Raw genomic sequence first — 21,076 nt, forward strand, 5'->3', positions numbered from 1 at the left:
GCATCGGGGCGCCGGGGCTCGGCTGGGCGGCGGCGGCTTTTGCGGTGCTCACCGCCTATGTCCGCGAACTCGGCCGCGCCACCGGCCAGCCGAGCGATTTCTCCGGCCCCATGGCCAAACAGCACCGCATGGCAACGATAACGGGCGCCGCAATCCTCTCGGTGTTTCAGCCGCTCTGGGGCGGCACGAACGAAGTGCTGATTGCCGCGCTATGGCTGATCGCGGTCGGCGCCGCATTCACCGCTTTTCGTCGCGGCCGCCGGCTTGTCGCAAGCTTAAAAAGTGGCGGCAGCCGGTCCTGACATTCATTCCGCGCCATTTCGCCGCGCGTACCAAAATCCGTCAAACTGCGCTTGTGGAAAGCTAGGGCGACAATAAAACAGCTCCGTCGCTTCTGTTTTCCCCGAAGCGGCCTTGAACTAGCCTCGCTTCGGCGAGGCATTTTTCTCTTCTATCACTCGCCGCCCGCAAAGCCGGCTATCGATAGGCTCGTTCTGAAAACACGCGCATGCCGCTGCGCACCAGAAGCTGGTGCACGAGACGTCGGCGCATCGGATTTTCAAGCCGCGCTGCCTTGGAGCCGAGGAACTGGGTTTCGACATGTTCGAAAGCCGCGAGATCGGGAGAGGCAGCGATCGCCCTGGAATACTCCGCGTGAAACGCCCGGCGGCAGACATAGGTCTTGTATTTGGTAATACAGAAGACCGCGAACTCGCCCTGCTGCTCGCGCAGGAAGTCGGCGACGCCAACCGTCACCTCCGGCCATGTCGGGTTGAACGTGTCGTCAAAGGCGATGATGCCATGATCGGTCAGCGTGTCCGCTGCCAGATGCGTGTCGGACATCACGTGATGCAGCATGTGCCCGCCATCGATGCTGAAGAACCGGACAGATCCCACCTTCGCGAAGATATCAGCAGGCTTCAGAAGCGTGCTATCGCCCCTGATCACCAACTCCTCCATCACGGGAAGGCCAAGACGGCGGCCGTTTTCGACAAATTGCAGATATTGCGCGCTGCCCTTCGTTGCACTGTCGAGATCGAAAAGATCGATGGCAACGATTCGCTGCTCGTCACCGCAAATGCGCCGAAAGAGGAAATACGATCGCCCGTAATAGACGCCGATCTCCGCAATCGCCCCTTCAAAACCGGCGAGAGCCTGATGCTGGAGGATCGCCAGGAACACCAGCGCATCCGGGGGATCGATGTAACCCTCGATCGTTTGAAGATCATGAAAGATGAACTTACGAATAGCTGCATCCATGCGCGATGTTTTTCCAGATATCTTTGAAGTCTAGTGAAACAGACATAACAAGATACAAAGCATAGACCATGCATGAAAGCTAAAATAAGGCAGTATCATAGGTAGAAAGATTTTCTATCACTACCAGTAATTCCAATGATATTGTCGGGCGGGCACGCCTTGATCATGCATCGCAGGCGAATAATCCTCATTCGACCGGTCCTCGATCTCGGCTAACGAAAATCGGTAATCGCGTTGGCCATAAGATGCAGCTCAAGCGACACGTAGCGCACTTCGTTCTTTTTATCGCCATGTCGTTGGCCTAACTCTAGTGTTGTCCGATTCCAAATCACAGAAGGTGGTGCATGGCAGGTGAAACAGTTCTGGTCGTTGGTGGTGCAGGCTATATCGGCTCCCACACATGTCTCGATCTCGCCAACAAGGGCTTCAAGCCCGTCGTTTACGACAACTTCTCCAACGGGCACCGTGAGTTCGTCAAATGGGGTCCGGCCGAAGAAGGCGATATAAGGGATCGCGCGCGCCTTGACGAGGTTCTGGCCAAGCACAAGCCCGCAGCCATCCTGCACTTCGCGGCCCTGATCGAGGTCGGTGAATCCGTCAAGGATCCTGCCGCCTTCTACGAAAACAACGTCATCGGCACGCTGACCTTGCTGGCAGCGGCTCAGGCAGCGGGCATCAAGGCCTTCGTTTTCTCCTCCACCTGCGCGACCTACGGTCTGCCGCAGAGCGTGCCGCTGGATGAAACCCACCGCCAGGTGCCGATCAACCCCTACGGCCAGACGAAATACATCGTCGAGCAGGCGCTTGCCGACTACGACAAGTACACCGGCTTCCGCTCGGTCGTGCTGCGTTACTTCAACGCCGCCGGCGCCGATTTCGAAGGCCGGATCGGCGAGTGGCATCAGCCGGAAACCCACGCCATCCCGCTCGCGATCGATGCCGCACTCGGAAGGCGCGACGGTTTCAAGGTGTTCGGCAGCGATTACGAGACCCGCGACGGCACCTGCGTACGTGACTATATCCACGTGCTAGATCTTGCCGATGCGCATGTCCGTGCTGTCGAGCATCTGCTGCGCGGCGGTGAATCGGTCGCGCTTAATCTCGGCACCGGCACCGGCACGACGGTCAAGGAACTGCTCGGCGCGATCGAAGACGTCTCCGCCAAGCCATTCCCCGTCGAATATGTCGGCCGCCGCGAAGGCGATTCGCATACGCTGGTCGCCAACAACGACAAGGCACGCGAAGTGCTCGGCTGGGTGCCGCAGCATGATCTATCACAGATCATCCGCTCGGCCTGGAACTGGCATTCGAAATCCAACCATCACTGATTGGCCAGATCGATGACGGGCAAACCGAACATTCTGCTGATCACCGCGGACCAGTGGCGCGGTGATTGCCTCTCGGCACGCAATCATGCCTGCGTCAGGACGCCGAATGTCGATGCGCTGGCGGCCGAAGGCACGCTGTTTGCCCGTCATTTCGCTGGTGCCGCGCCATGTTCGCCTGCGCGCGCCACGCTCTATACCGGCCTCTACCAGATGAACCACCGGGTTTGCCGCAACGGCTCGCCCCTCGATGGCAGGTTCGATAATCTGGCGCTGGCAGCCCGGCGTGCCGGCTACGAGCCGACCTTGTTCGGATACACGGATACGGCGCCCGACCCGCGCGGCGTCGATGCCAACGACCCGCATCTGACGACGTATGAAGGCCTGCTACCCGGCTTTACCGCGCGGCAACTGCTGCCGGAACATGAGAGACAGTGGCTATCCTGGCTTCGTTCGCGCGGGCATACGGAGGCGACGAGCCGCGACATTCATATCCCCTTGGGCGCCCGCCCCGGCGAAATCTCCAACGCGCCGACTGCCTATTCCAAAGACGAGACGCAGACGGCCTTCCTAACCGGTGAGTTCATTCGCTGGCTGGGCGAACAGGATGGTCCGTGGTTCGCGCACATCTCCTTCCTGCGCCCGCATCCGCCCTTTTCCGCGCCGGCGCCCTACAACGACATGTTCTCACCTGAGAATGGGTCGGCCTTTTCCCGCGCGGCCGATCGGCAGAGCGAGGAAGCGTCCCATCCCTATCTCGCCTACGCGATGCCGCGAAACGACAAAGGCAGCTTCATCCACGGCGCGACCGGCCCGGTCGATGACTGGAATGCCGGGGACATCGCAGCCATTCGCGCCATCTATTATGGAATGATCGCCGAGGTGGACGCGCAGCTGGGCCGGATCTGGGCCGCGCTCAAGGATGCCGGCGCCTGGGAAAACACGGTCATCGTCTTCACGTCAGATCATGCGGAGATGGCCGGCGATCACTGGACCTTCGGCAAGGGCGGCTTCTTTGACGGGAGCTATCACATCCCGTTGGTCATCCGCGATCCGCGATCGGGCACTCGCGGCGAAACGGTCGAGAACTTCACCAGTGCCGCCGATATTTTTCCGACGCTTTGCGAGCGCCTGGACGTCGAGCCGGAAAACGGCCTGGACGGGCAGTCGTTGCTACCCTTCACAGAGGGAAAGGGTATCGCGAACTGGCGAGATGCGGCCTTCTGGGAGTTCGATTTCCGCGACATCGCCCATCAGCATGCCGAGCGGAATTTCGGCCTGCGATCGAACGCATGCAATCTCGCCGTTATCAGGGACGAGAATTTCAAATACGTGCACTTCGCTGGCCTGGCACCGTTGCTCTTCGATCTCAGAAACGACCCGATGGAGCTGCGAAATATCGCGGCCGACCCGGCGCACTCCTCGACACGGCTCGCCTACGCGGAAAAACTGCTGTCGCTGCGCGCCCGCCACCTCGAACAGACCCTGGCCTACACCGAGCTGACAGAGAAAGGGCCGGTTCGACACCGGCCCTGAATATCAGTCAGGAAAAACGTCCGAGATAATCGAGCTTGCCGACCTGCGCACCCTTGTTGCGCAGGATCGCGTGCACCATCGAGATGTGGAAATAGAAGTTCGGCAGCGCGAAGCTCAAGACGTAGTCGTCGCTGCGGAAAACCGTTCTGTGGCCGCCGGGGGAAATGACCACCTCACGGGTTTCGGCACCATCGAGCGTATCCGGCGAAACGGTCGCAAGATAGGCTTCCGTTTTCGCGACACGCGCCCTGAGCTCGGCGATCGTCGTCTCGTTGTCCTCGAATTTCGGCGCGTCCGTACCCGTTAGCCGTGCAATGGCAAGCTTGGCGCTATCGGTTGCCCGCTGGTACTGGCCGGAAAACGGCAGCATATCCGGCGCCAGCCTCGTCGCGACGAGTTCCACGGGATCGATGCCCTTCTCGCTGGCGAAGGCCTCCGCCTTGTCGAGATAGTTGGCCAACGTTGTCAGGCCGCGCTGAAATACAGGCACTGTCAGGCGATAGATTGAAATAGACATTGCGCTCTCCACCGGGGCCGACGACCGGCCACCGTTTCCGCGATATCATATAGTCGGGCCACATATCATTTTCATCGGCCCGCGCTGCATTCTCGATGTTTTTAAGGCGTCGCGGCCAAGCCGTCGTAGCGCGCCTAACCGTGGGTTGTTGCACCAAAATAATCCCAAAAAAGAGGTGGCTTATTTTACCAGCTTTTCTATTCTGCGCGCTTCGCATCGCTCGCCCTGGTTCACGGGATCAGGGCTTACAGGAACTGACATGCAATTCGTATTCGACGGCCACAACGACGTTCTTCTCCGCCTTTGGACGCATGAGCGGGAGGGTGGCGACCCCGTCGCCGAGTTTGCGAACGGAACGGACACCGGCCATATCGACGCGCCGCGCGCCAAGGCAGGCGGACTGGCCGGCGGTCTTTGCGCCATCTATGTCCCGTCCGGCGATCTGGTCTTCGCCGATCCCGACAAGGACGGCCACTACGTCACCCCGCTCGCAGCGCCTCTCGATCCGTTGCCATCGCTGCGGATCGCCAATGAAATGGCCGCGATTGCCCTCCGCCTCGATCGCGCCGGCGCCTGGCGCCTGTGCCGCACCGTCAAGGACATCCGCAAATCCATCGAAGACGGCGTCTTCGCCGCTGTCATGCATATGGAAGGCTGCGAAGCGATCGGGTCGGATCTGTCCGCGCTGGAAGTCTTCTACGCCGCGGGCCTGCGCTCGCTCGGCCCGGTCTGGAGCCGGCACAACATCTTCGGCCACGGCGTTCCGTTTGCCTTCCCGATGTCGCCGGATACCGGCCTTGGCCTGACCGATGCCGGCTTCGAATTGGTTCGCGAGTGCAACCGCCTGGGCATCATGATCGATCTCGCCCACATCACCGAAAAGGGCTTCTGGGATGTGGCGAAGACGACGGATCAGCCGCTCGTCGCCAGCCACTCGAACGTCCATTCGCTGACGCCCGTCGCGCGCAACCTGACGGACAGGCAGCTCGACGCGATCAAGGAAAGCCGCGGCCTCGTTGGCCTCAACTATGCAACCGCCATGCTGCGCGAAGACGCCCGCTCGGACGGCGACACGCCGCTCAGCGACATGGTTCGCCATATCGACTACCTCGTCGAGCGCATCGGCATCGACTGCGTGGCGCTCGGATCGGACTTCGACGGCGCAACCATACCGGATGAAATCGGCGATGCCTCGGGCAACCAGAAGCTGATTGATGCGCTTCAGCGTGCTGGATATGGTGGCGAGGATTTGAAGAAAATGGCCAGCGAAAACTGGCTTCGGATTCTGTCTTCGGCATGGGGAGAAGAGGCTGCCTGAGACTGCTGACGTGCTTTGATTGAATTCAAGAATGAACAGGGGACGAAAATTATGATGATGACCAGATTGAACCGCAGCTTCCGTGCGCTTTCCGCCGGCGCCGCTCTTTCCATCCTGATGATGGCCGCGCCCGCCGCCTTCGCCGAGACCCCGAAGGATACCCTCGTCGAGGGCTTCGCTATCGACGACATCATCACCATGGATCCGGGCGAAGCCTTCGAGCTCTCGACCGCCGAGATGACCAGCAACACCTACAGTCTGCTCGTGCGCCTCGACATGGCAGACACGTCCAAGGTCAAGGGCGATCTCGCCGAGAGCTGGACCGTTTCGGATGACGGCCTGACCTATACGTTCAAGCTGAAGCCCGGCATGAAGTTCGCCTCCGGCAACCCGATCACCGCCGAAGACGTTGCATGGTCCTTCGAGCGCGCCGTCAAGCTCGACAAGAGCCCCGCCTTCATCATCACCCAATTCGGCATTACCGGTGACAACGTCACCGAAAAAGCCAAGGCGACCGACGAGAACACCTTCACCTTCACGGTCGACAAGCCCTACGCGCCGAGCTTCGTCCTGAACTGCCTCACGGCAACAGTTGCTTCCGTCGTCGACAAGAAGCTGGTTCTCGATCACGTTAAGTCGGTCACCCCGTCGGCCGACTATAAGTACGACAACGACTTCGGCAATGAGTGGCTGAAGACCGGCTATGCCGGCTCCGGCGCCTTCAAGCTGCGCGAATGGCGCGCCAACGAAGTGGTCGTGCTCGAGCGCAACGACAACTACTACGGCGAGAAGGCCAAGCTCGCCCGCGTCATCTATCGCTTCATGAAGGAAAGCTCTGCGCAGCGCCTGGCGCTTGAGGCTGGTGACATCGACATCGCCCGCAACCTGGAGCCCGGCGACCTCGACGCCGTCGCCAAGAACGCAGACCTCGCCAGCGAAAGCGCGCCGAAGGGCACCGTCTACTTCATCAGCCTCAACTCCAAGAACGAGAACCTGAAGAAGCCGGAAGTCCAGGAAGCCTTCAAGTACCTGGTCGATTACGACGCGATTGGCGCCACCCTGATCAAGGGCATCGGCGAAATCCACCAGACCTTCCTGCCGAAAGGCCAGCTCGGCGCGCTTGACGAGAACCCCTACAAGTTCGACGTCGCCAAGGCCAAGGAACTGCTCGCCAAGGCAGGCCTGAAGGACGGCTTCTCGGTCACCATCGACGTGCGCAACACGCAGCCGGTAACGGGTATTGCCGAATCCATCCAGCAGTCGGTCGCCCAGGCTGGCATCAAGATGGAAATCATCCCGGGTGACGGCAAGCAGACGCTGACCAAGTTCCGCGCCCGCACGCACGACATCTACATCGGCCAGTGGGGCTCCGACTACTTCGACCCGAACTCCAACGCCGACACCTTCACCAGCAACCCGGATAACTCCGACGCCGGTACCGTGAAGACGCTCGCTTGGCGAAACACGTTTGAAGCGCCTGAGCTGGACAAGGAAGCCAAGGCTGCCCTGCTCGAACGCGATAACGACAAGCGCGCGGCGATGTATCAGGACATTCAGAAGAAGTATCTGGCCAACAGCCCGTTCGTCTTCATCTTCCAGCAGACCGAAGTCGCGGGCTACCGCAAGGGCGTAACGAACTTCAAACTCGGCCCGAGCTTCGACACCAACTATGTCGGCATGATCGGCAAGGAATGATCCGGCAGGATTGATAGATTGAGCATCGTCGAAACAAAGACGGAAGCACGGCCGAAACCCGGCCGTGCTCTTCCTTTTGCGAAGGCTGTGGGCCGTTTTCTGGTCGCCGCCGTCACCACCTATCTCGGCCTTCTGGCCGTGACTTTCTTCATCGGCCGCGTCGTGCCCATCGATCCGGTGCTCGCCATTCTCGGCGACCGCGCGCCCGCCCACGTGGTTGAACGCGTGCGGCGCGAAATGGGCTTCGACCTGCCGCTCTACCAGCAGTTCTATATCTACCTCAAAGGGATCCTGGCCGGCGATTTCGGCACCTCGGTGCTGACGACCAATCCCGTCATGGTCGATATCAAGCGCGTTTTCCCGGCAACGATCGAACTCGCCACGCTCGGCACCATCATCGGCTCGGTGATCGGCGTGCCGCTCGGCGTGCTCGCCGCCGTCAAGCGCGGCAGCTTCGCCGACCAGATCGTGCGCGTCATCGGCCTGATCGGCTATTCCGTGCCGATCTTCTGGCTGTCGCTGATCTCGCTGGTGATCTTCTACGCCAAGCTGCGCTGGGTCGCCTTCCCCGGCCGCATCGACATCGTTTTCGAATACAGTTTCACGCCGGTCACCGGCTTCTATCTGCTCGACAGCGCCATGCAGGGGCAGTGGGATGTCTTCTACGACGTCTTCCGCCACATCATCCTGCCCGCGTCGCTCCTCGGCTATTTCTCGCTCGCCTATATCAGCCGTATGACCCGAAGCTTCATGCTGAACGAACTCAGCCAGGAATATGTGGTTGCCGCGCGCGCCAAGGGCCTGTCGGAAACCCGGGTGATCTGGGGCCACGCGTTGCGCAATGCCGCGGTGCCGCTGGTCACCGTCATCGCGCTGTCCTATGCCGGACTGCTGGAAGGTTCGGTCCTGACCGAGACGGTCTTCTCCTGGCCCGGCATCGGCCTCTACATCACCAATTCGCTGCAGAATGCCGACATGAACGCCGTGCTTGGCGGCACGATCGTCATCGGCACCGTCTTCATCGGCATCAACCTCTTGTCTGATCTTCTTTATCGGACCCTCGATCCCAGGACCCGAACCCGATGAGCATGCAAGCAAACAACACCGCAACCAACGCCAGACCGATGACCCGCCGCGAGTGGCTGCTCTCCGACCGTCCGCAGTCGCGCACCCAGGCCCGCCTCGGCCGCGCCTACGTCACCTGGCGGCAGTTTACCGCCAACCGCCTGGCGGTCGTGGGTCTCTTCATCATCATCGCGCTACTCGTGATGGCCGCCTTTGCCGATGTGCTGGCCACGCACTCGCCCGTCGTCGGCGATCTCCGCAACGCCCGCCTTCTGCCGCCGGGCGCCGAGGGCTATCTTCTCGGCACCGACGATCAGGGGCGCGATATCTATTCGCGCCTGATCTACGGTTCCCGCCTGACGCTGATGGTCGTCGTTCTCGTCGCCATCATCTCCGCGCCGATCGGCCTTCTGGTCGGCACCGTGTCCGGCTATGCCGGCGGCTGGGTCGATGCCATCCTGATGCGCATCACCGATATCTTCCTCGCCTTCCCGAAGCTCGTCCTGGCGCTGGCCTTCGTCGCAGCACTCGGCCCGGGCATCCAGAACGCCATCATCGCCATCGCCATCACCTCCTGGCCGCCATACGCCCGTATCGCGCGCGCCGAGACCCTGACGGTACGGCGCTCCGATTACATCTCGGCCGTCCGCCTCATGGGCGCATCGCCGCTGCGCATCGTCGTGCGCCATGTCATGCCGCTCTGCATCTCCTCGCTGATCGTGCGCGTCACGCTCGACATGGCGGGCATCATCCTGACGGCGGCCGGCCTTGGCTTCCTCGGCCTCGGCGCCCAGCCGCCGCTGCCGGAGTGGGGCGCGATGATCGCCTCGGGCCGCCGCTTCATCCTCGACCAGTGGTGGGTTGCCGCCATGCCGGGGATCGCCATCCTCGTCGTGAGCCTCGGCTTCAACCTGCTTGGAGACGGCCTGCGCGATGCGCTGGACCCGAAGGAGAGCGGCCAATGAGTACGCTGCTCACCGTCAAGAACCTAAAGGTCAGCTACCCCACGCGCACCGGCGTCATCGAGGCCGTGCGCGGCGTTTCCTTCACGCTCGGCAAGGAACGCCTGGGCATCGTCGGCGAATCCGGCTCCGGCAAGTCGCAGACCGGCCGGGCCATCATGGGCCTGACGCCGCCTCATGGCATCGTCACGGCCGATACGCTCGACTTCAACGGCATCGACCTTCTCTCGGCTTCGGCCAAGGAGCGCCGGCAACTACGCGGCAAGCGCATCGCCATGGTACTGCAGGATCCGAAATATTCGCTCGATCCGGTCATGACGATAGGCAAGCAGATCTGCGAGACGCTGAGAACGCACGAGAAGATCGGCAAGGGCGAAGCACGCGACCGCGCGATCGCCATGCTGGAAGCCGTGCAGATTCGCGAGCCGCAGCGCGTCTTCAATCTCTATCCGCATGAAGTATCGGGTGGCATGGGCCAGCGCGCCATGATCGCCATGATGCTGATCGCCGACCCCGAACTGCTGATTGCCGACGAGCCGACCTCGGCGCTCGACGTGACCGTGCAGCTCGACGTGCTCAGGATCATGGACCGTCTGGTGTCCGAGCGCGGCATGGGCCTGATCTTCGTATCCCACGACCTGCGCCTCGTCTCTTCTTTCTGCGACCGCGTCATCGTCATGTATGCCGGCAAGGTCGTCGAGGAGCTCAAGGCCTCCGAGCTCAAGAACGCTCAGCATCCCTATACGCAAGGACTTTTGAACTGCATGCCCCAGATCGGCGAAAACAGGCATCCTTTGCCGGTGCTGGACCGCAAGCCGGAGTGGGCCGCATGACAGCAGCCCTTTCCGTCGACAATGTTACCGTCATCTACGACCATTTCCACGCGCTGAAGGATGTCAGCGTCGAGATCGCCGAAGGCCAGTCCTTCGGTCTCGTCGGTGAATCCGGCTCGGGAAAATCCACGCTGCTACGCGCCGTCGCGGGCCTTGCTCCTGTCAAGAACGGCACGATCAAGATCCACGGCGAGCAGCTCTCGGGTTCCAAGCGCAGCAAGGCCTTCTACCGCAAGGTCCAGATGGTGTTCCAGGACCCCTACGGTTCGCTCCATCCGCGCCAGACGATCGACAGGCTGCTCCTTGAGCCGCTAGCGATCCATGGCATCTCGGACAGCGACACACGCATCGCCCGCGCGCTCGATGAAGTCGGCCTCGGCAACGGCTTCCGTTTCCGTTATCCGCATCAGCTCTCCGGCGGTCAACGCCAGCGCGTGGCCATTGCCCGCGCCCTGATCGTCGAGCCATCTATCCTGCTTCTCGACGAGCCGACGTCGGCGCTGGACGCCTCCGTGCAGGCCGAGGTGCTGAACCTCCTGGAGCAGGTCAGGCGCGATCGGAAATTGACCTTCGTCATGGTCAGCCACGATCTCGGCGTCATCACCCACATGTGCGAAAACCTCGCCGTGATGCGCGGTGGCACCGTGGTCGAACGTCTGACGGCCGATCAGCTCGCTAAGGCCGAGGTTCACGAGGACTACACGAAAAGTTTGATGGTCGCGAGCAAGGGCTTCGTGAAAGTCTGAAGCCCAATCTTTTCAAGTAATTGAAATTTTTAACAATCGGCGGACCGTTAAGAATAACGGTCCGTTAAAACACGACCAATCGACTAGACTATTGACAGCTGCCTTTCTTCTGTCATGATTGCGTTAACGGCTGTTAGCTTTCGTGATCATGGAGATAAAGATGTTCTTTCTCGGCGGCATGACCATGGGTTACTTCGCACCTCCAGCCAAGGCTGCCAAGCGGACAGCTCCGCTGTTCAAGACGGCAAAGCGGGATCGAAAGATCGTTGCGAAGAAGAAGAGCTCCTACAAGGATACAGCGGTAGAGCGCTCCCTGATCTGGGCCTGGCACACCATCTGTTAGACCGTCCCTTTTAGACCGTCCAAGGCAAGACGGATTTTCTCAGCAAGCGACATCTGGTGGAATTTTATCTCTACCATTCAGATAGACTATATAAGAAACTGAGCTCTCAATAAGAGCTGAAAACAGGCGGAGGCAACACATGGCAAACTTGGGTATGTCGCATACTCACGCGGACCACTATCGTTCCGCACGCTCCAAGAAGCCTGCAACGACGCGTGGTCGTTTGCATCTGGCAGCCAATGCGGCGCTGGTCGTGGCCGCGTTCACCTTTCTCGCAGCTGTAGTCTGCGGCGTTATCGGTTAGAGCACCGAAAACAAACCCTTTTTCACTACGCACGGAACCAAAAAGGCACACCATCGTTATCTGGTCAGCAACGACTAAATGGAGATGGCAATGCTTTACTACGCACTCGTATTTCTTGTTGTGGCCCTGATCGCCGGCGTTCTGGGGTTCGGCGGCATCGCAGGCGCGTCAGCATCGATTGCCCAGGTACTGTTCTTCATATTCCTGGTGCTGTTTGTTGTATCGCTTGTCGCGCGGCTCATGCGCCGCGTCTAAATCCAGCATAATCAACGAAATCCGGCGTCCAAAAGGCGCCGGATTTTTCGTGCGTTTGCCACTTGCCGAAACCTCTTGACTTGAATTGTCGCAATAGTGTCCAACTTTCCCGATTGGCTTGGCGGGGAGGCGTCGTTCAATCTCACCCACCTCTTTGCCCGGCTGGTCGCAAGATCAAATCTAAATCGATTCGCATTGCCGTTCGATTGCCACTGCCAATGTTTTCAGTGTGGCCGCAAAAGACCGGTATTGTTCATGCGGCAGTCATATTTGGCAGTGCACAAGGCAAACCCTACCGACCATAACTTTGTTTGGATCCAGAACCGAACCCATGTCTATTTCCCCCACGTCTCCGAGCCCGTCCCGCGAGTCCGAAACCAAGCAGATCGATCACAACGACTCGATCCGCGCGACCTATATGTCGATCGAAGACATCAGGGCGATGGGTGCATCCGCAGCCACCTCAGGTGTCAATTCGCTGGTCGCTTTCGCACCCTTCGACTTCTTCGCCCGGCATAAGGAGAACGAGAAGGAAATCCTGCGCGTCTACCGCACGACGGCAGCGGATGTGGAGGCCGGCGAGACGATTACCCCGGCCGCCGAGTGGCTTCTGGACAACCACTACATCGTCGAGGAAGCGATCCAGGAAGTCCGCCGCGACTTCCCCAAACGCTTCTACCGCGAACTGCCGACGATCGATGTGAACGGCACCAAGATCCCGCGCACGTTGGCGCTGGCCTGGCTCTATGTCGCCCACACGCACAGCACCATTTCGCAGGAAAGCCTGACGGCACTGGTCGATGGCTTCCAGGAACATGAGACACTGCGGATCGGCGAGCTCTGGGCGCTGCCTTCGCTGGTGCGCTACGTTCTGGTCGAAAACCTGCGCCGCATCTCGATCCGCGTCGAGCGCAGCCGCCGCATGCGCCGCCGCGCCAACGAGGCAGCCGACGAGTTGGTGCGCCTGACTGATCCCGCGAAGGCAGCCGAATATCTGAAGACGCTTGAGCCGCTTGCCGAGGACAATACCTTCTCGACGCAGTTCCTCTACCGCATGCGCGACGGCTCGCAGACCTCGAGCCTTGCCATCACTTGGCTGGATGAGCGCCTCGAGGCGCTCGGCCGTGACACCGAAGCGACGACGATGGCCGAGCACAGCCGCCTCTCCTCCGGCAACGTCACCATGGGCAACATCATTCGCAGCTTGCGCGAGATCGACGACACCGAATGGTCCGTCTGGGTCGAGCAGGTCAGCCACGTCGACAAGCTGCTCTGGGACAACTCCGACTACGGTCTTCTCGATTCCGGCTCGCGCAACAAGTACCGCAAGCAGATCGAAAAGCTCGCCAAGCGCTCCACCATGACCGAAATGGAGATCGCGCAGCTCGCGCTCGACATGACGGATGAAGCCAAGGCGTCCGCCGACGAGCAACCCCATGAGCCGAACGTTGGCGCATTTCTGGCCGGCGCCCAGCGCCCGAAGCTCGAAGCGAGAGCGACCTACAGCCCGACGCTGGTGCAGCATTTCGTTCGCGCAGTGCGCCGCTTCAACTGGCTGTCGATCGCGGTTCCGGTGCTGCTCCTGACCATTCTCGCGATGGTTATCGTCGGCCATTTCATGGCGAGCGCCGGTATGGCGCCGATCGCCATCATCCTGCTCTTGATCATGTTCTCGCTGCCGGCATCGGAAGGCGCGACGGGTCTCTTCAACACCGTGCTCTCCTTCTTCGTCACGCCGGCGCGCCTCGTCGGCTACGAATTTAAGGAAGGGATTCCGGAAGACGCACGCACGCTTCTGGTCGTCCCCTGCCTGATCTCGAACCGCGACAGCGTCGATGAACTCGTCCGCAACATTGAGGTTCATTATCTCGCCAACCCGCGCGGCGAAATCTACTTCGCGCTGCTGAGCGACTGGCCGGACAGCCAGGTTGAGGAGACGGCCGCCGATCTCGAAGTTCTCGACTACGCTCGCCGCGAAGTCGCCAACCTCTCGGCGCGTTATGCCTATGACGGCAAGACCCGCTTCTATCTCCTGCACCGCCGCCGCCTCTACAATCCCTCTGAAGGCGCGTGGATGGGCTGGGAGCGCAAGCGCGGCAAGCTGCACGAGCTGAACCTGCTCCTGCGCGGCGACCGCGACACGACCTATCTGCCGGGCGCCAATGTCGTGCCTGAAAACGTGCAGTACGTGATGACGCTCGATGCCGATACGCGCCTGATGCGCGACGCCGTCAACAAGCTCGTCGGCAAGCTCTATCACCCGACCAACCGCCCCGTGATCAACCCGGAAACCGGCCGCGTCGAAAGCGGCTATGGCGTCTTGCAGCCGCGCGTAACGCCGTCGCTGACAACCGGCAAGGACGCATCGGTCTTCCAGCGCGTCTTCTCCATCAATCGCGGTCTGGACCCCTATGTCTTCACCGTCTCCGACGTCTATCAGGACCTCGCGGGCGAGGGCACCTTCACCGGCAAGGGCCTCTATCACGTCGACGCCTTCGAAGCGGCCCTGAAGGGACGCATTGAGGAAAACTCGGTGCTCAGCCACGACCTGCTCGAAGGCTCGATGGCGCGTTGCGCGCTTGTGACCGACCTCGAACTCGTCGAGGACTTCCCGACCCGCTACGAAGTCGAGACGTCGCGCCAGCATCGCTGGGCGCGTGGCGACTGGCAGCTGCTGCCTTACATGTTCAGCACCAAGCACGGCGTGACCGCGCTCGGCCGCTGGAAGATGTTTGACAACCTGCGCCGCTCGCTGACCCCGATCGCCTGGTTCTTCGCTTCCGTGCTCGGCTGGTACTTCATGGACCCGCTCGGCGCCCTGATCTGGCAGATCGTCCTGATCTTCTGCCTGTTCGTCGCTCCGACGCTGTCGCTGATCAACGGCATCATTCCGCGCACCAGCGATATCGTCGCCCGCGCCCACCTCTATACCGTCTGGTCCGATATCCGCGCCGCCAACGCGCAGGTGGCCCTCCGCATCGTCTTCATCGCCGACGGCGCCTGCATGATGGCTGACGCCATCGGCCGCTCGCTCTACCGCCTCTTTGTCAGCCACAAGCTGATGCTGCAGTGGAAAACCGCAGCCAGCGTCCAGGCTGGTAAGCAGGGCACGATCTGGTCCTATTACAAGGCCATGTGGCACGCACCGGTGCTTGCACTGCTCGGCCTCGCCTTCGCGGTCGTTTCCGGCGACAAGGCCTACCTGGTCGGCATCCCCTTCGTTGCACTCTGGATCCTCTCCCCTCTGGTCGCCTACTACGTCAGCCAGTCGGCGGAAACCGAAGATCGCCTCGAAGTCGCAGAATCTGTCTCCAACGATCTGCGCAAGATCGCGCGTCGCACCTGGCGCTATTTCGACACCTTCACCACGGCCGAACAGAACTACCTGCCGCCGGATAACGTCCAGGAAACGCCGCACGTCATCGTCGCGACCCGCACATCTCCGACCAACATCGGCGTCTACCTGCTCTCGGTAGTCTCCGGCCGCCAGTTCGGCTGGTTCTCCTTCGAGGAAACGATCGAACGCCTGGAGCAGACGATCGCCACCATCGACAGGATGGAGAAATTCCGCGGCCACCTGTTCAACTGGTATCACACCGATACGCTTGAAACGCTTGGACCGCGTTATGTCTCAGCCGTCGACAGCGGCAACCTCGCCGGTCACCTGATCGCGATCTCGTCCGCCTGCCGCAACTGGGCCGAAGCCCCGTCCGCACACATGCAGGGTAGCCTCGATGGCGTCGGCGACACCGCAGGCATTCTGGCCGAAGTGCTGGCCGACCTGCCGGATGACCGCAAGACCGTCCGTCCGCTGCGCCGCCGCCTGGAAGAACGCATCATCGGCTTCCAGAACGCGCTCGCCGCCGTCAAGCGCGAGCACGAATTCGCGTCGATCCGCATCATCAACCTCTCGGTCCTTGCCCGCGACATCCAGAAGCTTGCCGCCAACCTCGATCACGAGGTGAAGTCGGCACTCAGCGCCGAGGTCACCCAGTGGGCCGAGGCGCTGGTCAAGGTCTGCGAAGCGCATATCTCCGACAGCACCTTCGACCTCGCCAACATCGACGCGCTCCGCCCGCGCCTGATCGCACTGCGCGACAAGTCCCGCGATCTCGCCTTCTCGATGGACTTCGGCTTCCTTTTCCGGCCGGAGCGTCGTCTTCTGTCGATCGGCTACCGCGTCGAAAGCGGCGAACTCGATCAGGCCTGCTACGACCTTCTCGCCTCCGAATGCCGCCTCACCAGCCTCTTCGGCATCGCCAAGGGCGACCTGCCGACCGAGCACTGGTATCGCCTCGGCCGCCAGGTCGTGCCGGTTGGCTCGCGCGGTGCGCTGGTCTCCTGGTCCGGCTCGATGTTCGAATATCTGATGCCGCCTCTCGTCATGCAGGAGCGTGGCGGTGGTATCCTCAACCAGACCAACAATCTGGTCGTGGTCGAGCAGATGAACTACGCCCGCAAGCTGGGCATTCCGTGGGGCATCTCGGAAGCGGCCTTCAACGCCCGCGACCATAACCTCAACTACCAGTACACGAACTTCGGTGTACCGACGCTCGGCCTGAAGCGCGGTCTCGGCCACAACGCCGTCATCGCCCCTTACGCCTCGATCCTCGCCAGCCAGTACAATCCGCCGGCGGCTATCGAGAACCTCGAACGCCTGCGCAAACTCGGCGCGCTCGGCAAATATGGCTTCCACGATGCAGTGGACTTCACGCCGACCCGCGTGCCCGAAGGCAAGACCTGCGCGGTCGTCTACAACTACTATGCCCACCACCATGGCATGTCGATCGCGGCCGTCGCCAACGTCGCCTTCAACGGTCACCTGCGCGAACTCTTCCACTCCGATCCTGTTATCGAAGCGGCTGAGCTGATGCTGCAGGAAAAGGCGCCGCGCGACATTCCTGTCATGAGCGGCAAGCACGAATCCGACACCCCGGCCAGCATCCAGGACGACCTGTTGCGCCCGGAGATCCGCAAGATCTACGATCCGGCCGCACGCGACCGCGAACTCGTCTTCCTCTCCAACGGCCACTACTCGATGATGCTGACCGCCACCGGCGCCGGCTACTCGCGCTGGAACGGCCAATCCGTTTCCCGTTGGAAGCCCGATCCGACAGAAGATCGCTGGGGCACCTTCATCTTCCTGCGCGACACCGCCACCAACGAATGGTGGTCGGCAACCGCGGAACCGAAGAGCATCGAGGGCGAGCAGGTCAAGGTTCTCTTCGCCGATGAAAAGGCGGAGTTCACCAAGACCGTTGGCGAGCTCACCAGTGAAGTCGAGGTCATCGTCGCCACCGAGCACGACGCCGAAGGCCGTCGCCTGACGCTGCTCAACACCGGCACGGAAGACCGCTTCATCGAAGTGACCTCCTATCTCGAACCGGTGCTCACCAATGACGACACCGACAACGCGCATCCGGCTTTCGCCCGCATGTTCGTGAAGACGGAGATCGGCAAGCGCGGCGACGTCATTCGCGTCGAGCGCAACAAGCGCGACGGAAACGAGCCGAATATCGCGGTCGCGCATCTGATCGTCGATAACGCCGGCGCGACGCGCCACACCGAGTTCGAAACCGACCGCCGCAAGTTCCTCGGACGCGGCCGCAGCCTTGCAAACGCTGCCGCCTTCGATCAGGGCGCCACGCTTTCGGGCACCGACGGTTTCACGCTCGATCCGGTGCTGTCGCTGCGCCGCACCGTCCGCGTTCCTGCCGGCAAGAAGGTCAGCGTCATTTTCTGGACCATCGCGGCGCCATCACGCAACGAAGTGGACCAGGCAGTCGATCGCTACCGCCACGCCGATGCCTTTAACCACGAGCTCGTCCAGGCCTGGACTCGCACGCAGGTACAGATGCGCCACGTGGGTGTCACCTCGCAGCAGGCATCCGCTTTCCAGCATCTCGGCCGCCACCTCGTCTACCCCGACATGTATCTGCGTGCGGATACGGCGGCGGTTCAGGCGGGCATGCAGTCGCAGTCCTCGCTTTGGCCGCTGGCGATTTCGGGCGATTTCCCGATCTTCACCCTGCGCATCAACGACGACATGGATCTGGATATCGCAAGGGAAGCGCTGCTGGCACAGGAATACCTGCGCTCGCGCGGCGTCACCGCCGATCTCGTGATCATGAACGAGCGTGCCTCTTCGTACGCACAGGACATGCAGCACGCCGTCGACCAGATGGCCGAAAACGTCCGTCGTCTCGGTCAGGCAGATGGCCTGCGCCAGCACATCTTCACGGTCCGCAAGGATCTGATGGAGGAATCGACCTACCACGCGCTGATCTCGGCATCCCGCGTCACCTTCCACGCCAAGAACGGCAAGATCATCGATCAGATCAATCGTGCCGTGGCGCTGTTTGCGCCGACCAAGGAAGAACAGCAGGAACTCGAAAAGGTCAACGCCACGAAGTCGCGTGCCAAGCGCACGGCACCGGTCGCCAAGGCACAGGTCCCGGCACTTGTTGTCGAAGAGCATGGCGATCTGAACTTTTGGAACGGCATCGGCGGCTTCTCCGGCGACGGACGCGAATATGTCGTCCGTATCCCTGGTGGCCATGCCACTCCGCAGCCGTGGATCAACGTGATCTCGAACGAGAAGTTCGGTTTCCACGTCGCGGCCGAAGGCGCCGGTTTCACGTGGAGCACCAACTCGCGTGACTACCAGCTGAGCCCTTGGACCAACGACGCGGTCATCAACCGGCCAGGCGAAGCGATCTATGTGATGGATCGCGACAGCGGAACCGTGATGACGCCGTTTGCTGCCCTGTCCGACCGCCAGGACGTCCAGTTCGAAGCCCGCCACGGTCTCGGCTACTCCGTCTTCTCCAGCGTCCAGAACGACGTTTCTCTGGAACTGACGCAGACGGTCGATCGCGAACGGCCGGTGAAGCTGCAGCGGTTGCGCCTGCGCAACAACGGCAGCAGCCAGCGCAAGCTGCGTCTCTACGGCTATGTCGAGTGGGTGCTCGGCAACAATCCGCAGAAGACGGCGCCGTTCATTCTCTCCGAGCACGACGCCGAAACCGGAGCCCTGTTCGCCAGCAACAACTACAGCATCGACTACTCCTCGCGCGTGGCCTTCTTCGCAGCCAGCGAGACACTGTCGGGCTACACGGCAAGTCGCCGCGAGTTCATCGGCAAGGCGGGCACCATCAAGGCTCCAGCAGCCTTGAATCCGGCTACAGTTCTGTCAAGCAACATCGATCTGGATGGTGATCCGGCAGCGGCTCTCGCAATCGACATCGACCTCGCCGCCGGCGAGGAGCGGGATGTCATCCTTTATCTCGGCGATACCGCGACGAAGGAAGAGGCCCGCTCGCTGATCGCCGATATCCGCAAGGCGTCCTTCGACGGCGCGGTGCAGGCAAACCGGGACTTCTGGCACGCCTTCACAGGCAAGCTGCAGATCTCGACGCCCGATCAGGGCATGAATACCCTGATCAACACCTGGCTCCCGTACCAGAGCCTCGGCTGCCGCATCATGGCACGCACGGCCTTCTATCAGGCCAGCGGCGCCTTCGGCTTCCGCGACCAGCTGCAGGATACGTTGGCTTTCGTGCTGCACGAGCCGTCGATTGCCCGCAAGCAGATCGTCAACGCCGCCTCGCGCCAGTTCCGCGAGGGTGATGTCCAGCATTGGTGGTTGCCTGGAACGGGTGCCGGCGTGCGCACGCTGATCTCCGACGACGTGGTTTGGCTGGCCTATGCCATCCACCATTATTGCACGGTGACCGGCGACAAGAGCGTTCTCGACGATGAGCTAGCCTTCATCGAGGGCCCGGCGCTTCTGCAGGGACAGCACGATTCGTTCTACCGCCCGGAAAAATCCGAGGACAAGGTGAGCGTATACGAGCATGCCGCCATCGCGCTCGATCTTGCCATTGCCCGCAAGGGAGCCAACGGCCTGCCGCTCTTCCTCGGCGGCGACTGGAACGACGGCATGAACCGCGTCGGCATCGGTGGCAAGGGCACGAGCGTCTGGCTCGGCTGGTTCCTCGCCGGCGCGCTGCGCTCCTTCAGCGCCTTTGCCGCCGAACGTGGCGACACCGCCCGCGTCGAACGCTGGGGCAAGCACCTGACCGAACTCAAGGCAGCGCTTGAAACCGCCGCCTGGGATGGTGCCCACTACCGCCGCGGCACCTTCGATGACGGCAGCCTGCTCGGTTCGAAGGAAAGCCTGGAATGCCAGATCGATTCGATCGCGCAGTCCTGGAGCGTTCTGTCAGGGGAGGGCGATCCGGCCCATGCCGCAAAGGCCATGGATTCGGTGCTCTCCAAGCTCGTCGACATGGACGCGCGCATCATCCGCCTGTTCACGCCGCCCTTCGCCAACTCGGCCAAGGATCCCGGCTACATCAAGGCCTATCCGCCCGGCGTTCGCGAAAACGGCGGCCAGTACACCCATGCGGCCACCTGGGTTGTCATGGCGCTGGCCGAGCTCAATCGTGGCGACGACGCACTGCGTTGCTTCGACCTCCTGAACCCGATCAGCCACGCCAAGGACCCAGCCTCCGCCGAGCACTACCGCGTGGAACCCTATGTCATCGCCGCCGACGTCTATGGCGACGGTGCATTGACCGGTCGTGGTGGCTGGACCTGGTACACGGGCTCCGCAGGCTGGCTCTATCGTGCGGCCGTTGAAGGCATCCTTGGAATCCGGCTCAAGAACGGCCGTATCCATGTGAAGCCGTCGCTGCCGACAACGTGGGAAGGCTTCTCCGCGGAAATCGAACACGCAGGAGCTAAATACCTCATTTCGGTCTCAAAATCGTCCCATCCAAGGGGCTACGATTTGACCATCAACGGACGTCAAGTCACCGATCCCGAAGAGGGATATCCGGTCGGATAACCGCACTTTTCATGCAAACCATCCGGCGATTCGTTGAGGCCAAAAGGGAAACCTTTTGGCCTCAAC

14 protein-coding genes and 1 pseudogene are annotated in these 21,076 nt (G+C 61.4%); 13 read left to right on the forward strand and 2 right to left on the reverse strand.

Translation table 11 applies throughout. From position 1 onward, the window contains the following. A pseudogene (locus ACCD05_RS17765) lies at positions 1–302 on the forward strand (CDP-alcohol phosphatidyltransferase family protein); the annotation flags it as partial. Between the two features lie 175 nt (positions 303–477). On the opposite strand, the gene ACCD05_RS17770 reads toward ACCD05_RS17765, so the two are convergent. Beyond that, on the reverse strand, positions 478–1,260 hold the full coding sequence (locus tag ACCD05_RS17770; RefSeq protein WP_413394303.1) for a class I SAM-dependent methyltransferase: 783 nt from the start codon (positions 1,258–1,260) through the stop codon (positions 478–480). A gap of 344 nt (positions 1,261–1,604) precedes the next feature. Here ACCD05_RS17770 and galE point away from each other — a divergent pair, with 344 nt between their 5' ends. Continuing rightward, positions 1,605–2,588 carry a UDP-glucose 4-epimerase GalE gene (galE, locus tag ACCD05_RS17775; RefSeq protein ID WP_413394305.1) on the forward strand — a complete coding sequence of 328 codons (984 nt, stop codon included), beginning with the start codon at positions 1,605–1,607 and terminating at the stop codon, positions 2,586–2,588. A gap of 12 nt (positions 2,589–2,600) precedes the next feature. Next, positions 2,601–4,121 carry an alkaline phosphatase family protein gene (locus tag ACCD05_RS17780; protein WP_413394307.1) on the forward strand — a complete coding sequence of 507 codons (1,521 nt, stop codon included), beginning with the start codon at positions 2,601–2,603 and terminating at the stop codon, positions 4,119–4,121. A 7-nt stretch (positions 4,122–4,128) separates the two neighbouring features. Here the strand turns inward: ACCD05_RS17780 and ACCD05_RS17785 are convergent, their stop codons facing one another. Then, positions 4,129–4,638 carry a DUF1993 domain-containing protein gene (locus ACCD05_RS17785; protein WP_413394309.1) on the reverse strand — a complete coding sequence of 170 codons (510 nt, stop codon included), beginning with the start codon at positions 4,636–4,638 and terminating at the stop codon, positions 4,129–4,131. 259 nt (positions 4,639–4,897) lie between these two features. On the opposite strand from ACCD05_RS17785, the gene ACCD05_RS17790 reads away from it, so the two are divergent. The 10 genes from ACCD05_RS17790 (at position 4,898) to ACCD05_RS17835 (ending at position 21,010) form a co-directional block, all read left to right on the forward strand. Continuing rightward, a complete protein-coding gene (locus ACCD05_RS17790) occupies positions 4,898–5,956 on the forward strand; it encodes a dipeptidase (protein WP_413394311.1) in 1,059 nt (352 codons plus the stop codon). 51 nt (positions 5,957–6,007) lie between these two features. Beyond that, positions 6,008–7,651 carry an ABC transporter substrate-binding protein gene (locus ACCD05_RS17795; RefSeq protein ID WP_413394313.1) on the forward strand — a complete coding sequence of 548 codons (1,644 nt, stop codon included), beginning with the start codon at positions 6,008–6,010 and terminating at the stop codon, positions 7,649–7,651. Positions 7,652–7,669: 18 nt separating this feature from the next. Further along, a complete protein-coding gene (locus tag ACCD05_RS17800; protein WP_018901084.1) occupies positions 7,670–8,737 on the forward strand; it encodes an ABC transporter permease in 1,068 nt (355 codons plus the stop codon). Next, positions 8,734–9,681 (forward strand): ABC transporter permease, encoded by a 948-nt coding sequence (locus ACCD05_RS17805; protein WP_413394315.1) that lies wholly within the window; start codon positions 8,734–8,736, stop codon positions 9,679–9,681. The genes ACCD05_RS17800 and ACCD05_RS17805 overlap by 4 nt, the downstream gene beginning before the upstream one ends. Next, positions 9,678–10,511 carry an ABC transporter ATP-binding protein gene (locus ACCD05_RS17810; protein WP_112942644.1) on the forward strand — a complete coding sequence of 278 codons (834 nt, stop codon included), beginning with the start codon at positions 9,678–9,680 and terminating at the stop codon, positions 10,509–10,511. The genes ACCD05_RS17805 and ACCD05_RS17810 overlap by 4 nt, the downstream gene beginning before the upstream one ends. Further along, positions 10,508–11,257, forward strand: coding sequence for an ABC transporter ATP-binding protein (locus tag ACCD05_RS17815; protein WP_018901087.1), 750 nt, complete (start codon positions 10,508–10,510; stop codon positions 11,255–11,257). Before ACCD05_RS17810 ends, ACCD05_RS17815 begins: the two co-directional genes overlap by 4 nt. Before the next feature lie 160 nt (positions 11,258–11,417). Continuing rightward, on the forward strand, positions 11,418–11,600 hold the full coding sequence (locus ACCD05_RS17820) for a hypothetical protein (protein WP_047509080.1): 183 nt from the start codon (positions 11,418–11,420) through the stop codon (positions 11,598–11,600). Positions 11,601–11,739: 139 nt separating this feature from the next. Further along, positions 11,740–11,904, forward strand: coding sequence for a hypothetical protein (locus ACCD05_RS17825; RefSeq protein WP_181459267.1), 165 nt, complete (start codon positions 11,740–11,742; stop codon positions 11,902–11,904). Positions 11,905–11,994: 90 nt separating this feature from the next. Then, positions 11,995–12,159, forward strand: a complete 165-nt coding sequence (locus tag ACCD05_RS17830) for a DUF1328 domain-containing protein (protein ID WP_018901089.1) — start codon at positions 11,995–11,997, stop codon at positions 12,157–12,159. Positions 12,160–12,490: 331 nt separating this feature from the next. Further along, on the forward strand, positions 12,491–21,010 hold the full coding sequence (locus ACCD05_RS17835) for a GH36-type glycosyl hydrolase domain-containing protein (protein ID WP_413394319.1): 8,520 nt from the start codon (positions 12,491–12,493) through the stop codon (positions 21,008–21,010). The last annotated feature ends 66 nt before the right edge of the window (positions 21,011–21,076 follow it).

The sequence above is a fragment of the Rhizobium sp. Rhizsp42 genome, from assembly GCF_047304155.1.
Taxonomy (GTDB): Bacteria; Pseudomonadota; Alphaproteobacteria; order Rhizobiales; family Rhizobiaceae; genus Rhizobium.